The organism is Rhodococcus sp. DN22, assembly GCF_036669995.1.
Classification (GTDB): Bacteria; Actinomycetota; Actinomycetes; order Mycobacteriales; family Mycobacteriaceae; genus Rhodococcus_F; species Rhodococcus_F erythropolis.
This window is the reverse complement of the sequence record NZ_CP133326.1, coordinates 2,084,127-2,099,888: the sequence shown is the minus strand read 5'-3', so window position 1 is coordinate 2,099,888 and position 15,762 is coordinate 2,084,127. Positions and strand designations below refer to the sequence as shown.

Here is a 15,762-nt window from a genome sequence, read left to right as displayed (position 1 = left end):
GACAATCCTGCCACCCGCGCAGAATCGGACACGTGTTCGGGTTTGAACACCCTCAATCAAGGGCAAAAGAGCGAAGCACACGCACCGACTCGCGCAGACCTCCCAGCAGCGGCGAAGCCGAAATCGGTGCTCCGGCGACATCGCTCTGACCGCCGGCAGCGGCGATGTTCGCCGCCAACGCGTGAGCCCGCGCCCCGACGGCCCCGGCTTCGAGAGGGCTCAGACCCGCCGCCAGCAACGCGCCGATCACACCGGAGAGGATGTCACCCGAGCCTGCGGTCGACGCCCAGGAGCCGCCGGCGTCGTTGACCAGGACCTCACCGCCGGGATCCGAGATCACCGTCGTATGGCCTTTCAGCAGAATCGTGACTCCGAGGCGTTCGGCGAGAGCACGCGTGGCCGCGATTCTGTCGTCGCCGAGTGGTGTGAATCGTGCGAACTCGCCGGCGTGGGGCGTCAGAAGAGTCGGCGCGGTCCGGGCTGCGACAAGTTCGGGACGCTGAGCGAGGAGGGTAAGGCCGTCCGCATCGACAACAACGGGTACATCGGTAGCCAGTACCGACGCCAGAAGCCGCGCGGCGTCGTCGTCGGTACCCATACCGGGTCCGACCACCCAGGCCTGAACCCGCCCGGCGGCTTGGAACGTCTCACTCGCAATCACCTCCGGGAACCGGGCGAGCACCTCGGCGGCGCCGTGCCCGGCATAGCGGACCAGGCCGGAGGTCGCGGTCACCGCGGCGCCGGTGCAGAGCACGCCCGCGCCGGGATACTGCTCACTTCCCGCAACGATGCCCACCACACCCTGCGAGTACTTGTCGTCCTCCGGGACTGGAACCGGCCACAGCGCACCGACCTCGGCCGGATCGAGCGAACCGAACGCCGGTTCGCCGACGCTCAATCCGATATCCACGAGTTCGACACGACCACACAGCGGAGCCGCGAGTACGTGCACCGGCTTGAGCGCACCGAATGTGACCGTCACATCAGCGGTCACCGACGGGCCGTCCACTGCGCCGGTGTTCGCGTCGACGCCGCTCGGAAGATCGACCGCCACGATCGGTGCCTCCACCTGGCCGACGAGCTCGGCTGCGTCAGGCCTCAGACCGCCGTGCCCGGAAATCCCGACGATGCCGTCGATCACCAGATCCGGCGACCCGACTTCGGCAGCGACTCGGCCACCGGCCTTCAGGAGAGCGTCGAGGCCCGACCGATGAGCGCGCGCCGGATCGAGCAACACGGCCCGAACACTCACACCTCGTTTGCGGAGCAACGCACCCGCCCACAGGGCATCACCGCCGTTGTCGCCGGTACCGACCAGAAGCGTCACCGACCGATGCGCGACCGATCCTGTACGGGAACGTAATTCGTCCGCGACGACTCGCGCGAGACCGTACGCCGCTCGACGCATCAGCACCCCGTCGGGCAGCTTGTCGAGCAACGGCGCCTCCGCTTCTCGCACCTGATCGACTGTGTAGTACCCACGCATGTCGGAACCCTTCAGTTGCCGTCGCTACCCTCGAAACCATGAAATCACGTCTTCGCCCGGCAATCGCGGGACTCGTCCTCGCTCTCGGTCTGGTCGGGTGCAGTTCCGGCACCGACTCCACACCATCTGCGGCCGAAACGACGGCGAGCGGACCCGTGGTGACCATCTCCGGGATGGCGTACTCCCCCGCTTCCATCACCGTGAACGTCGGCGACACCGTCACGTGGGTATTCGACGACAACGGAATGGCCCACGACGTCAACGGCCTCGGAGACGCCAAGGGCAAACTCCGCAGCCCACTCAAGAAATCGGGAACTTACACCTACACGTTCACCGAACCCGGAACCTACGACTACACCTGTACACCGCATCCCGAGATGCGCGGAACCGTCGTCGTCGAGACGCCGTAACGCACTCGGGCCCCACAGTCTTTCGACTGCGGGGCCCGAATTTCCCTACGAAAACTATTCGACCGTAACCGATTTCGCCAGGTTACGCGGCTTGTCGACGTCGTATCCGCGCGCCGCGGCAACCTCGGCCGCAAAGATCTGCAACGGAACCGTGGACAGCAACGGCTGCAGCAGAGTCGGTGACGGCGGAATCTCGATCAGGTGATCCGCGTGCGCCGCGGCGACGGTATCGCCTTCCTCCGCGATGACGATAGTCGTTGCCCCGCGCGCCTTGATCTCCTGAATGTTGGACACCAACTTCGAGTGCAGGACAGCGCGACCCTGCGGCGACGGCATGACGATGATGACCGGAAGGTCCTCCTCGATCAGCGCGATCGGGCCGTGCTTGAGCTCACCGGCGGCAAAGCCCTCGGCGTGCATGTACGCAAGCTCCTTGAGCTTGAGCGCACCCTCGAGCGCCACCGGGTAGCCGACGTGGCGCCCCAGGAACAGCACGGTCGACGCGTGCGCGAACTGGCGTGCCAACGCGCGCACCGGTTCTGCCGTCTCGAGCACCTTGCTGACCAATGCGGGCATAGCTTCGAGGTCGGCGTACTCGCGCGCAACCTCGTCCGGATACTTGGTGCCGCGAGCCTGCGCCAAAGCCAAACCGACGAGGTAGTTCGCGGTCACCTGCGCCAGGAAGGCCTTGGTCGACGCAACCGCGATTTCCGGTCCTGCCCGCGTGTAGAGAACGGCGTCGGCTTCGCGCGGGATCTGTGCACCGTTGGTGTTGCAGATCGCCAGGACGCGTGCCTTCTGGTCCTTGGCGTGCTTGACCGCTTCGAGTGTGTCCGCCGTCTCCCCCGACTGCGAGATCGCGACAACAAGCGTCGAGCGATCCAGAACCGGGTCGCGGTAACGGAATTCGCTGGCGAGTTCGACCTCGACAGGTAGACGCGTCCAATGCTCGATCGCGTACTTCGCCAACAGTCCGGAGTGGTAGGCACTACCGCAGGCGACGACAAACACCTTGTCGACGTCGCGCAGTTCCTGATCGGACAACCGCTGCTCGTCGAGGACGATCTTCCCGTTCTCGAAGTGGCCGAGGAGCGTGTCGGCGACAGCGGTCGGCTGCTCTTCGATCTCCTTGAGCATGAAGTAGTCGTGACCACCCTTTTCGGCGGCCGCGAGATCCCAGTCGATGCGGAACGGGCGCCCCTCTGCCTCGTTGCCCGCGAAGTCGGAGATCCGATAGCTGTCGGCAGTGATCACCACTGCCTGATCCTGTCCGAGTTCAACCGCATCGCGTGTGTGCTCGATGAACGCAGCGACGTCGGAGCCGAGGAACATCTCGCCCTCACCGACACCGACGACGAGCGGCGTCGAGCGGCGGGCGGCGACAATCGTGTCCGCGTGGTCGGCGTGCGTGAAGACGAGCGTGAACGCACCTTCCAACCGACGAACCACCGACAGCGCACTCTCGATGAAATCACCTGCCGTCGGCCCGTCGGAGTACGCCCGGGCTACCAGGTGAACTGCCACCTCGGAATCCGTGTCGCTCTGAAGCTCGACGCCTGCAGCCTCGAGCTCCGCACGCAGCGGGGCGAAATTCTCGATGATTCCGTTGTGAACGACAGCCAGCTTGCCCGACGCATCACGATGCGGATGCGCATTACGGTCGGTCGGTCGCCCATGCGTCGCCCACCGGGTATGACCCATACCCGACGTACCGACAAAGTGATCCGCGCCGTACTCGCCGAGCTCCGCCTCGAGGTTGGCCAACTTACCGGCCTTACGCTCGATCTCGACCCCACCGGTTCCGTCGAGAATCGCGATTCCCGACGAGTCGTACCCGCGATACTCCATTCGCCGTAAAGCCTCCACCACAACGCCCAGAGCTGGGCGGTGGCCGACGTATCCCACGATTCCGCACATGGTGACTCAGGGTACTTGGACATCGGCGGTGGGCGCATTTTGCGGTTCCACAGACATCCCCCAGCCGGTTGCAGCGTCGGCTCCGCATACACGAGGCGCTCATCGGATAACGTCTTCAACCGTGGCACCGAAACTGAAGACACTGACCCGTGAGCTGTCCAAGCGCGGCCCGCACCGAGTTCTCCGCGGCAACCTCGCCCTGGCCGGACAGCCGGGTGTCGTGTACACGCCGGAAACCGGTTTCAATCTCCCCGCCGTTGCCTTCGCGCACGGGTGGATGGTCGGGTCCCACAAGTACGAGCAGACACTCCAGCACCTCGCTTCCTGGGGAATTGTCGCAGCGGCGCCCGACAGCGAACGCGGTCCGGTCCCGTCCCATCTCGGCTTGGCTGCAGATCTTCGAGCGACGCTCGACATCTGCGTCGGCGTACGACTCGGCCCTGGCCAGATCAGCGTCCACCCCGATCGAGTCGCCTTTGCCGGTCACGGCATGGGCGCGGGCGCGGCGGTACTGGCCGCAGCGCAGCGCGGGGATGTCGGTGCGGTAGCCGCGCTGTTCCCGGCCCCGACAGCACCCAAGGCGGAGAACTACGCGTCGAAGATCACAGCGCCCGGATTGATCCTTGCCGGCCAAGACGACGTCGATTCCTTGACCAGCAATGCGCGCCCGCTGAGCGTGGAGTGGGGCGGCCCCGTCGTCGCACGCACCGTGAACGACGGCCAAGACGCCGGACTGATCGAAGGCCGCCGACTCCTCGGAGCCCTGGGCCTCGGTGGATCCGAGCGCAAGACACAGTCCGCCACACGGTGCCTGCTCACGGGCTTCCTGTTGTTCCATCTGACCGGCGACAAGAAGTACCAGGACTTTGCTGATCCTGATGTCGAGATTCCACACACGGCGCCGTTGCTCCCGGTTGAACCTCACTCCGACGCGCGGGCCAGCCAGCTGTTGCGTAAGTAGGAGTCCGTGCCCGCCCCCGACTCCGGCGGCGAGCACGGCTTCGTCGGCGTCGTCGTCGGCTCTGACGCGGATCGCAGATACGGGCCGGATCTGACCGACCCTTCCGTGTCGTTATCGGCAGACGTCGTTTCGGACGGCGGCTCCTGGCGCGATTCCTCGCTCGCCACTGCCGCTCTGCGCTCACGGAAGTCCTCGAGCGCTCTGCGCTCACGGAAGTCCTCGAGTTGAGAATCGAGAGTTCGACGGATCTCTTCGAAGGGCGCGTGAACGGACTTCACAGCGGACCAGCTCCGGCCAGCTCAGCGCCCGTCTCTCCGTCGGGGCCGGCGATCGACTCGTCCGGGACTGTGACAGGCGGCTCCGGGTCCGGCGCGGGCGAGACTTCGGCGGTGGTTTCAACCGGTATCTCGGGCTGGGGATTATCGGGCTGGGGAATTTCGGGTTGAAGTGTCGCGGGCTGGGACGCTTCTTGCGGGTATGTCTCCTGCATGACCGCCTCCTGACCGGCATCAAAAACTATTCTCGGCCAACCGTTTTCGTCCAACTCCACGGTGACAGACACAGAGTTCCCGTCAGCACCGGCGACATCGAGACTCACCCCACGACCGTCGGGCGCAATCGAGAAGCCCCACGTGTTGCCGCCGATCGAGAAAGAGATCGGCGCAGCCGCGGCAGCGGATTCGATTGTCTCGGCGACTGGCAAGGTCGACGGGAAGGCGTCTGTCACCCATTGAGTCGCGGCATCAAAAGCATCGCCTACCGCGCTCGCACACTGCGCGCACGCCCTGTCGAATTCGTCGCGGGCATCCAGATACGCCGACCGAAAAACAGTGTCCAACCATGGCGCCGCGCCACGACCGCTGGAAGCGACGTGAGCCAGCTGATCGATCTCCCCCGCACCCAGACCGCCGATGGTCGCCCGGTCGAGGCTGGCCACCTTGAAAGCTTTGTCTGCCAAAGCCGTTCGAACAGTCCGCGCAAGTTCGTCGGCTAGCGTGATCAACAGTGGCGCCGAATCCGCATCGGACCGAGCTTCGCGCCGCGCGGCGAAGACCTGATCGACGACCGCATCCACGCCGGAAACATTCCACACTGCGGGAAGATTCTCGGCCAGGACCGTCAGCATCGCGATCTCCGCGACCGAACTATCCACCGCCGCAGCCATGTCCGACATGTCTCGCGTCAGTGCCGCGATATCGATGCCCGCCTCTGCGCGATATGCATCCTCATAGGAGGTAAGCATCCGTTCTTCGAAACCCAACCGAGTGGCCAGGTCGTGAAATCGGCCGAAGAACTGCAGTCCGCTAGCGCCCGCTTCCAGAATTTCGTCGGGATGAGCATGTGAATCACGCAGTGCAAGAATATCTTCGAAAGAACACGGGCCGTTCGGTACTGCCTGGGCTGTAAGGCTGTTCGGTATCACGAGGCCGACCCGCCGGAGTCCCGCACCCGCCGCGCACCCTCACGATCCACCTCAGTGATTGCCTCAGCCGAAGAGGAAAGCCGGCGCGCCAACGTATCGAGAAGATCCGCACGGCCAGTCAAGCGAGAATTCAGGACCGCCAATGCCGACGCCAACGCGGCTCCGTGCTCGGCGTAGTCACGGCCCGAAGCGGCACCGCCCCCTCGCAAATGCTTGATCGGCTCGGCAGAATCGCGCAGACCCTGGGCCACCGACACCGCATGGCGTGCCAATTCATCTGTTCCAGCGCGGTCGACATCCACGAGCGCCCCCAAGTTTCAACGGAACCACTCGCACGTCGAGCGGCCTTTGACTCCTTGGACGCAGCAGGGCGCAATTACGTTCCCTCAAAACGCGAAGGCGCAATGAGGGGCTACACCGAACCGACGATCTCGGCCAACTCGTCAGCCAGCTTCTGCGCGAGCGGAAGTTCGGTGGCCTCGACCATGACGCGGACCAGTTGCTCTGTCCCGGACGGGCGCAGGAGCACTCGACCACCGTCACCGAGAACGCGCTCGGCGTCCGCGACTGCTGCAAGTACCGACGGCGACGCTGCGACTGCCGCCTTGTCCCCGACCTTCACGTTGATCAGCACTTGCGGGAGGGTGGTCATCGTTGCAGCCAGTACCGATGCCGACTTACGCGTACGAGCCATGCGTCCGAGCAGCCTGAGACCGGTGAGAATTCCGTCGCCCGTGGTGCCGAACGCCGGCAACACAACATGGCCTGACTGCTCGCCACCGAGGCTGTATCCGCCCGCGCGCAGTTCCTCCAAGACGTAGCGGTCGCCTACGGCAGCAGTCACGATGTTGATGCCTGCCTCGCGCATCGCGATGTGCAAACCGAGATTGCTCATGACAGTCGCGACGAGAGTGTTCTCGACCAACTCCCCGGCCTCGTTCATCGCGATCGCCAGAACAGCCATGATCGCGTCACCATCGACCACCGCGCCGGTCTCGTCGACGGCCAAGCAGCGGTCGGCGTCGCCGTCGTGCGCGAGGCCTAGGTCCGCCCCGTGATCGACTACCGCTTTCTGAAGATTCTCCAGGTGCGTCGATCCGCAGCCGTCGTTGATGTTGAGGCCGTCGGGATCTGCGCTGATCGCGATGACACGAGCGCCCGCTGCTGCGTAGGCAACCGGTGCGAGCGCGGAAGCAGCGCCGTTGGCGCAGTCGACGACAACGGTAAGTCCAGCGAGCGGCTCGCTCGCCGCGCTCGCCAGATGTGCAAGGTACAGCTGAGCGGCATCGTCGACCGCACGGACTCGGCCTATCCCGGCACCTGTCGGAAGGACCGGCGGTGCAGTGCCGTCGAGTGCGTCCTCGATCCCCACCTCGACAGCGTCATCCAGCTTGTGCCCACCGGCCGCGAAAATCTTGATTCCGTTGTCCGGCATGGGATTATGCGATGCAGAAATCATGACACCGAGACTGGCGTCGAGCTTTGCCGTCAAGTATGCAACTGCCGGAGTCGGGAGGATACCCACGTCGAGCACGTCGACGCCTGCGGAACTCAACCCGGCCGTCACCGCGGCTTGAAGCATCTCACCGCTGGCGCGAGGATCGCGGCCGATCACGGCGGTCGGACGGGCATCCGAGGTGCCGGCTGTCAGTACGCTCGCCGCGGCAACTGCCAATCTCAATGCAAGATCTGCAGTCAGATCCGAATTGGCAAGCCCACGAACACCGTCAGTACCGAACAACCGACCCATAGAACGACTCCTGAATCCTGTGAACCTCGAGAATGAAACTCGAGAATGGAATTTCTCCGAGAAACACAAGAGCGAGCGTCCGGTAACGATGGACGCCCGCTCTTGTGGTGAACAGGTGCCGAAGCAGACCCGTCGGGTCAACCTCGGCAAAGCATCAGCGCTTGGAGTACTGCGATGCCTTACGGGCCTTCTTCAGGCCGTACTTCTTACGCTCGACCGCGCGGGCGTCACGCGTCAGGAAGCCTGCACGCTTGAGGGCCGGACGATCATCAGGGGTTACCTCGATGAGTGCGCGCGCGATAGCCAGACGCAGTGCGCCTGCCTGACCGGACGGGCCGCCACCGTGCAGCAGTGCAATGATGTCGAAAGACTCGGGACGCTCGACGAGCACCAGCGGAGCCTTGATCAGCTGCTGGTGAACCTTGTTGGGGAAGTAATCCTCCAACGTACGGCCGTTGAGCTTGAACTGACCGGTACCGGGAGTCATCCGGACGCGAACGACAGCCTCCTTGCGGCGACCGACGGTCTGGACCGGGCGATCGAGGACGATCGGTGCGAGCGTAGCTGCAGCAACCTCTTCGACGACCTCGACTGCGTCAGCGGCGACAAGCTCTTCCACTGCTTCGATGTTCTCTTCGGACACGTTCTGCTCTTCCGGCGATGTCACTGTGCGACCTGCTTGATCTCGAACGGCACCGGCTGCTGCGCGGTGTGGGGGTGATTCGGGCCCGCGTAGACCTTGAGCTTGCTGCTCATTGCGCGGCCGAGCTTCGTCTTGGGGAGCATGCCGACAATGGCCTTCTCGACGAGACGATCGGGAGTCCTGTCGAGGACCTCACCGACAGTGCGGGACTTCAGGCCACCCGGGAATCCGGAGTGGTGGTAAACGTTCTTGCCCTGCAGCTTGTTGCCGCTGATGGCAACCTTCTCAGCGTTGATGATGACAACGAAGTCACCACCGTCGATGTGCGGCGCGTAGGTGGGCTTGTGCTTGCCACGCAGCAAGTTCGCTGCCTGAACGGCAAGACGGCCGAGCACCACGTCAGTGGCGTCGATGACGTGCCACGAGTGGGTCACATCTCCGGCCTTCGGGGTGTACGTAGACACAGATCTTCCTCGTCTTAATTCATTCCACTGCTGACCATGTGCGTATCGCGTAAACGATCCTCGGCGGCCAGTTGAGACCCGAGAACCGCCGGTCTCCACGCATTTCTGCCGGAGCCCTACGGCACGCCACCGATAGACGATACCGGTCTACCCGCTGCCAGGTCAAAGCGCAGCCATCTCCGCCGACAATGCCCTCGTCCGGAACCAGCAGGTAAGCGATCGACATGCGACTGCCCCGGCAACCTGACGGTACCGGGGCAGTCGGGGTGTCGTCACGACATGAATGTTGTCAGCGACCGAACCCGTTTGCGGCGATCCGGTCAGCTTCCTGCATCTTCTCCGAGCCGCTCGCCGTCGCTCCGGCGATCTGCGCGAGAACCATGTTCAGTTCTTCGGAAGCCTGGGCCCAGCGGCGCTGTGCGTCGTTCCAGGCTTCGGAACCTGCCCCTTCCCAGCCTGCTTGCAGCTTGTCTACGACAACCTTGATGTCGCCCTGCTTGTCGTTGATCGCTTTGGCCTGCTGTTTCATCTGATCGGACAGCATTGCGAGGCCGCCGAAGTCGTACTTGATCCTGTCGGACATAACTGCTCCCGGTTCGGTGTGACTGGAGAGAACTTTGTGAGAACTACTGGCTGAGGACTGCTTGATCGAACGGTGAAGAGCTGACGGTCAGGACATGTTCACCGTCGCGCCGCGAAGCGAGCTGACGTTGTCGTCTTCTGTCGAGTCGAAGGTTCCCGCAGCCTGTTTGATCTGCTCGCAGATGTCGGTCAGAGCAGTGTCCAGCTTCAGGGCCGCGCTGTTGTATCGCTCCATGATTCCTGCGTATTCGACCTGCGCCGCACCGTTCCACGAATTGTGCGAAGCGTCGGCCTCCGACCGAACAGCGTTGACCAGTCCCCTGATGTCACCGAGATGTCCGTCGATGGTCCCCGCCGAATCGATCAATTCAGCGGTAGTTGCGGTAAAGCCCATGTCGTCCCCCTGGATTCGGTGAGTACCGTTCGGTATCGGCGACCACCCACGACGGCTTGTCCGTCGGATGTGCACCGGGGTCGAGCGGAACTCCCTGATGTGCGCTACACATACTTTGACGCGACCTCCGTGCCAACGGTTCCGGCCCGATCGAAGAATGTTTGCAGAACCGACCGATCCGGTCAGGGCGTGAATTCGAGTGACTGCCACATCCGCAGGCAGTCCGCTTCGAGACTGTCCCACTCACCGACCAGATACTGGCAGCCGATACTCACTTGCCGACCGTTGTCGACGTACACGCGCCAACGCACCTCGGAGAAATCGTCCGGAAACTCGACGTACACCACTGCCTGTTTTCCTGCGGCATCGTCGATCACAGAAAACTCTCCGAACCGCAATGGGTCCTCGAACGCCGAAAACTGCTGACGCAAAGCGGCTTCGACGGAATCGAATCCAGCACCTTCCGCAAGACTTTTCTCGATGACCACGATCTTGCGATCAGCGCCGGAACTGGGTATCAAATCGGTGCGCCCGCTCGAGGTCCCTCGTGACAGAAGCTTCCAATCGGAAGGCAGCTCTGCTGCAACGCTCCCCACCTCCACACGCGTGAGTTCCGGCGTGACACCGGACTCGATCGACGGAATCGAAGTCTTCGGCGCAGGCTTTTCCTGCTCTTTCGACGCCTCCACGATCTCGGCTTTGCCTTCCGTCGTAGCTGCAACCGAGTCCGCCAACCGAGAATCGCCTCGATCGCGAGTCGACACCACGACCGTTGCCGCGACAGCAGCGACGACGGCGAGCACCGCAAGCGCCGCCGCGAACCGTCGACGGCCTCCGTGCCACCCGCCGACTCGACGGGGCGAGGAGGCAGTCGAGTCCACGGAAGGAACCGACATCGCGCCATCCGGATCGCCTACCCACCCGGCGCCAAAAGCTGAATTGTCGACGATTCGACCGGAACTGTCCCGCGCAGTTGTCTGGCGAACGAGCGTCCGAGGATCCACCAGAGACGACGCCACCCGACTCTCGTCCAGAATTCGAATGCTCGCATGGCCGTGGGCATTCGTCGACCCACGTTCGAGCGAAGCCGCAACGGCATGGGAGCGCGGCCCGACCAACACCACAGCGTCCCGAACCGACAAGTCCCCGATTCCGGAAAACAACCCCGCAACGTCTGCGATCGCCGAGCTTTGTGCCCCGTCGATTCGGAGTTCACCGTCGACCTCAACGACAACAGAAGCGACCACCATTCCGCCACGCAGTTCGAGGACGACACACCGTGATCGCCAGGCTGTACGAGCCGACCTCGCCGCCGCGACCGACGTCGGAACGAGGACGACGTCGTGCGCCACTCGCCGTGCGGCATCGAGCAATCGCCGCCTGCGTGGGGCACCCCAGTCCGAGGGATGACTGAGATAGAGAATGTCTGCATCGACGATTCCGCACCCGTCCATCGCACTGGAGATCAGCCTGGCCAGCTCCAGGACGGTGGGGACAATCCGACCATCTACGTCGACATAATCGTCGTCGACGTAATCGATCGCATTTTCACCGGTCGTACCGGGACCCGACGCCGGTTCGCGTCTGAGGTCTGCACTGCAACAGAATTCGCGTTGACCCGAGACGACCCAGATATTGGATGCACCCCAATGTAGCGAGACCGACACCAAGGACGGAACGGTCACAGCGGTGGCATCCACGGAACTTGGACAAGTTGGGTTTGCGACCGAGAAACGTAGACCCCACGACCTTCCGGCAATGCCGACGCGCGGACGGTGCCGACGAGATTTCCCTCGTCGCGACTTCCGCTCATGATCAATCCGGCCGGTGCCATGTCGCGAATTCTCGCAATGACCGGCTCGTAGAGTGCTCTGGCCGCGCCACCGGAACGGCGGGCAATCACCAGGTGCAAACCGATGTCCTTGGAATGCGGAATGTACTCGAGCAACGGCGCCACCGGATTACCACTCGGTGTGGCCACCAGGTCGTAGTCGTCGATCAGTACATAAATCTCCGGCCCACTCCACCACGACCTTTCCCGCAATTGCTGCTGTGTTGTTTCGGCGTTCGGCATTCTGGCGGCGACGATCCGAGCCAAGTCGACGATCAACTCACCGAAGGTCGTGGACGACGCCGAGTAACCGCCGAGGTGATTCCCTTCGACCACTCCCAGCAGGGAATGCCGATAGTCACCGATAATCAACTTGGCCTGCGCCGGTGTGTTCGACGCGATGATCCCTTCCACTATTCCGCGCAAAAGAGATGTCTTGCCACACGCGGTGTCGCCGAATATCAAGAGGTGCGGGTGTTCCCGGAAGTCCATGTACACCGGGGAGAGGTCGGTCTCACCGAGCCCGATCGGCACGGTGAGGCACCGACCGTCGGCCGCACTCGGTGAGGGCCACCGGGTCCCGACAGCTTCGAGAAGTTCTGCCCGCGAGTACGAATCCGGAAGCATCCGCACGGTGGGCGCCGGGCGCGAATTCGACATGGCTGCAATATGTTCGACCGTCGACGCCACAGACCCACCGGAATTCTCACTACCTGGCGAACCGCCGATTCGAGGTAGTCCGGTGAGAAGGTGAAGCCCGTCGCGCGTGATGCCACGACCCGGTCGACCTTCCGGCACCAGGCTGGCTTTCTGGCGACCCGCATCCGAATCTCCCGGATCACCCAATCGAAGTTCGATGCGAGTACCCAGTTGGTCCTTGAGTGCCGGCCGGATCTCGGCCCACCTCGACGTCGTGACGATCACGTGCACACCGAAGGACAAACCTTGACCGGCGAGCATGTTGATCTGAGGCTCGAGTGATTCGAAATCCGAACGAACGCTGGGCCAACCATCGACGACGAGGAAGACGTCACCGTACGGGTCATCTCGGAGTCCCGCCGCCACGCCTTCCCCGGCGGGATCAGCTGTTCGCATTCTTCGGAAATCGGCCATGGAGTCGATGCCGAGGTCACGAAACAGCCGCTCCCGTTTCGCGACCACACCGAGCACCTCGGCAACCGTGCGGCGGACGCGGTCGGAATCCAAGCGGTTTGCCACCGATCCGACGTGCGGCAGATCTTTCAATCCGAGGAGCGTTCCACCGCCGAAGTCGAGGCAGTAGAACTGAATCTGTTCCGGCGTGTGCGTCATGCTCAGAGACAAGATCAACGTGCGCAAGGCCGTCGACTTTCCCGACTGCGGGCCGCCGACGATCGCGAGGTTGCCCGTTGATCCGTTCAGATCGGCGACGAGAAGATCGCGGCGCTGATCGAACGGCCTGTCGACTACGCCGAAGGGTGCGCTCAGATTTCCGCGAGGTTGATCACCGGCCGCCCACCGCGGCAACAACTGGTCAAGCGTCGGGGATGCCTCGAGCGGCGGTAACCACACCTCGTGCGCTCGTGGACCGTGAGAGCGCATGCGGTCGACGAGGACTCCCATGAGAGTACGTGCATCGTCACCGATTTCACCCATGTCGATGACATCGGGCTCGACGGGAACGACAACAGCCTCTGGCCCGACCACGGGCGTCGCGGTAAACGGCAGCGGCGCGAGTTCGACGGGGGAATCTACCGAGAATCGAGTGGGCACTATCCGCTCGCCCTCGTACGGGCCTGACACGTATGCACCTTGGAAGCGAACGATCTCCGCAGAATCGGACTTCAGGTATCCCGCACCGGGTGTGCCCGGCAGGTGATAAGCATCGGGAACGCCGAGAACGGAACGGGACTCGTTCGCCGAGAACGTTTTCAAACCGACGCGATACGAAAGATGGCTGTCGAGACCCCGAAGCTTTCCTTCGTCGAGCCGCTGACTGGCCAGCAGCAGGTGAATGTGAAGTGACCTGCCCAATCGCCCGATGGCCACGAACAATTCGGCAAATTCCGGCTGTTGACTGAGCAGTTCGGAAAACTCGTCGACAACGACGAAGAGTGCAGGCAACGGATCGAGTGCAGCGCCGGCCAGCCTCGCCTTCTCGTAATCGGACACGTTTGCGAAGTTTCCTGCCGCACGCAGCAGTTCTTGTCGACGATTCATTTCGCCGGCGAGCGCGTCCTTCATACGATCGACCATCGCCAATTCCTCGGCAAGGTTGGTGATGATCGCAGCAACGTGCGGCGCCTCCTCCAGGCCGAGAAAGGTTGCACCACCTTTGAAGTCGATCAGGACGAGGTTCAGTGCGTTGGGTGAGTGCGTCGCGATCAGGCCGAGTACCAAGGTTCGCAGGAACTCCGACTTACCAGAACCGGTGGCTCCGATACACAGCCCGTGCGGACCCATACCGTTCTCGGCCGACTCCTTCAGATCCAGTTCGACAGGGTTTCCATCTTGTCCGACACCGATCGGCACGCGGAGTCGGTCGCGCCCCTGACGTGGCAGCCAGCCATGCTCAGGATTGAACCTCGCAACATTTCCTATCCCCAACATCTGGCTCCAGGTCCGAAGGGATCGGTCGTCGTCAGTTGCGTCCACGGCGTTCTGCGATGCCGCACGGAACGGTGCGATGCGACGTCCGAACGACTGCGCCAGGCTCGTCGTCGCGGCGTCAGGCGTCGCAAAGTTCTCGACTCCTGCGCTGCTCACCGCGCCGATCTGATCGCTACCGACGACCAGTCGCAAACCACGCGCCGCCGCCAGCCGCGGGCAGAACCCGCACAGGTCGAGGACGGTCACCGAGTCGAGCCCGGATTCGGACAACAGGCCGGTGTCACCTTCGAGCAAGCCACCGTCTACGACCAACACGAGATGCGGAACGCCCGCACTCGCCGGAGTGTTGCGAGCAAATCGAGCACGCATCGAAAGCGTTTCCCCGAGGGAACTTTCGAACTCGAGATACGAACCGAACACCATGCGTGAAGTGCCGGCGCCGTCCTGAGACTCCGGGTGTTGTACGTGTGGGAGCCACTTGACCCACTCCCACTCGGCTTCGGTATCGGGACCGCACACCACTGCAACTTGGACGGTGTCCGGACCGTGAAAAGTGCACAGCTGCATCAACATCGAGCGGACGAGCGCTCGAGCGGAATCCCTCTGCCCCTCAATGGACATCGCAGCAAATCCGCGAAGCGAGACGGCGGTCGGCAGGTCTTTTACAACCGAATGCGCACGGACGAATCGCCGAAGTGAGACAGCAGCGACGGGTTCGAGATCCTCGACCGGCCCCGTCTCCGGAGATACAAGCCTGGTGGCCAATCGCTGTGTACCCAGACCGACCCGAACGTGGCAGTAGTCCGAGTCGGTGATCTGACCTTCCCACATCCGCACAGTCCCGGCCAGTGTCCAAAGCTGCGACGGCTCGGGATTGCTCCACTCGAGAGCAGCACGCTGCGCACCAGACGTCGCAGCAACATCGCTGCGCATCTGATCCAGGTACCGCAGGTAGTCCTTGCGGTCCTCGTTCGCTTCGGACGCTCGTGCCCCACCGCTACGACCGCCCCCGGCGAGCATCCCGAGCATCGACACCATCATCATGACCGGAAACAGCAGAGACATCGGATTGCGCGCCATGCCGGAAGAGAACATCAGCGCCACCATGCCGATCATGGCAACCACCATGATCACCGGAAGTAGTTTGGTCAGTAGGTTTCCCGGCGTGACGCGAGGAATCTCCGGTGGGGCCTGAAGCGTCACCTCGCCGCCCGGTGTACGCGGCGATTCACGGCGCGCTCGACGCGCAAATCTGACAGTGCTCAATTCACCCACCCCCATCGGTGCTGCAGCTGTTGCCGCCACGCGCCTC

The 15,762-nt window shown here is 63.2% G+C and carries 14 protein-coding genes; 3 read left to right on the top strand and 11 right to left on the bottom strand.

All coding sequences use genetic code 11. The features are described from left to right. Positions 1–52: 52 nt before the first annotated feature. Positions 53–1,486, bottom strand: coding sequence for an NAD(P)H-hydrate dehydratase (locus RA302_RS09545; protein ID WP_172933408.1), 1,434 nt, complete (start codon positions 1,484–1,486; stop codon positions 53–55). A 38-nt stretch (positions 1,487–1,524) separates the two neighbouring features. On the opposite strand from RA302_RS09545, the gene RA302_RS09540 reads away from it, so the two are divergent. Further along, a complete protein-coding gene (locus RA302_RS09540; RefSeq protein ID WP_019747573.1) occupies positions 1,525–1,896 on the top strand; it encodes a cupredoxin family copper-binding protein in 372 nt (123 codons plus the stop codon). A gap of 54 nt (positions 1,897–1,950) precedes the next feature. Here the strand turns inward: RA302_RS09540 and glmS are convergent, their stop codons facing one another. After that, positions 1,951–3,813, bottom strand: a complete 1,863-nt coding sequence (glmS, locus tag RA302_RS09535) for a glutamine--fructose-6-phosphate transaminase (isomerizing) (RefSeq protein WP_172933407.1) — start codon at positions 3,811–3,813, stop codon at positions 1,951–1,953. 121 nt (positions 3,814–3,934) lie between these two features. Between glmS and RA302_RS09530 the strand changes: the two genes are divergently transcribed. Together RA302_RS09530 and RA302_RS09525 are read left to right on the top strand one after the other, a co-directional pair. Further along, entirely contained in the window at positions 3,935–4,774 is an 840-nt protein-coding gene (locus tag RA302_RS09530; RefSeq protein WP_020969056.1) for a dienelactone hydrolase family protein, read from the top strand. A 6-nt stretch (positions 4,775–4,780) separates the two neighbouring features. Then, on the top strand, positions 4,781–5,002 hold the full coding sequence (locus RA302_RS09525; RefSeq protein ID WP_021343574.1) for a hypothetical protein: 222 nt from the start codon (positions 4,781–4,783) through the stop codon (positions 5,000–5,002). A 46-nt stretch (positions 5,003–5,048) separates the two neighbouring features. Here RA302_RS09525 and RA302_RS09520 read toward each other — a convergent pair whose 3' ends face one another. The 9 genes from RA302_RS09520 to eccCa all read right to left on the bottom strand — a co-directional run bounded on the left by RA302_RS09520 (position 5,049) and on the right by eccCa (position 15,731). After that, positions 5,049–6,017, bottom strand: coding sequence for a hypothetical protein (locus RA302_RS09520; RefSeq protein WP_338480331.1), 969 nt, complete (start codon positions 6,015–6,017; stop codon positions 5,049–5,051). A gap of 176 nt (positions 6,018–6,193) precedes the next feature. Next, positions 6,194–6,499, bottom strand: a complete 306-nt coding sequence (locus tag RA302_RS09515) for a hypothetical protein (RefSeq protein WP_084326043.1) — start codon at positions 6,497–6,499, stop codon at positions 6,194–6,196. A 110-nt stretch (positions 6,500–6,609) separates the two neighbouring features. After that, positions 6,610–7,947, bottom strand: coding sequence for a phosphoglucosamine mutase (glmM, locus tag RA302_RS09510; protein ID WP_338480328.1), 1,338 nt, complete (start codon positions 7,945–7,947; stop codon positions 6,610–6,612). A 154-nt stretch (positions 7,948–8,101) separates the two neighbouring features. Beyond that, positions 8,102–8,614, bottom strand: a complete 513-nt coding sequence (gene rpsI, locus RA302_RS09505) for a 30S ribosomal protein S9 (RefSeq protein ID WP_019747567.1) — start codon at positions 8,612–8,614, stop codon at positions 8,102–8,104. Continuing rightward, positions 8,611–9,054, bottom strand: coding sequence for a 50S ribosomal protein L13 (rplM, locus tag RA302_RS09500; RefSeq protein WP_019747566.1), 444 nt, complete (start codon positions 9,052–9,054; stop codon positions 8,611–8,613). Before rplM ends, rpsI begins: the two co-directional genes overlap by 4 nt. Positions 9,055–9,343: 289 nt before the next feature. Further along, positions 9,344–9,637 carry a WXG100 family type VII secretion target gene (locus RA302_RS09495; protein WP_003940975.1) on the bottom strand — a complete coding sequence of 98 codons (294 nt, stop codon included), beginning with the start codon at positions 9,635–9,637 and terminating at the stop codon, positions 9,344–9,346. A gap of 87 nt (positions 9,638–9,724) precedes the next feature. Next, entirely contained in the window at positions 9,725–10,030 is a 306-nt protein-coding gene (locus RA302_RS09490; protein ID WP_003940986.1) for a WXG100 family type VII secretion target, read from the bottom strand. Between the two features lie 182 nt (positions 10,031–10,212). Further along, entirely contained in the window at positions 10,213–11,715 is a 1,503-nt protein-coding gene (locus RA302_RS09485) for a type VII secretion-associated protein (RefSeq protein ID WP_338480325.1), read from the bottom strand. Beyond that, positions 11,712–15,731, bottom strand: coding sequence for a type VII secretion protein EccCa (gene eccCa, locus RA302_RS09480; protein ID WP_338481165.1), 4,020 nt, complete (start codon positions 15,729–15,731; stop codon positions 11,712–11,714). The genes RA302_RS09485 and eccCa overlap by 4 nt, the downstream gene beginning before the upstream one ends. Positions 15,732–15,762: the final 31 nt, after the last annotated feature.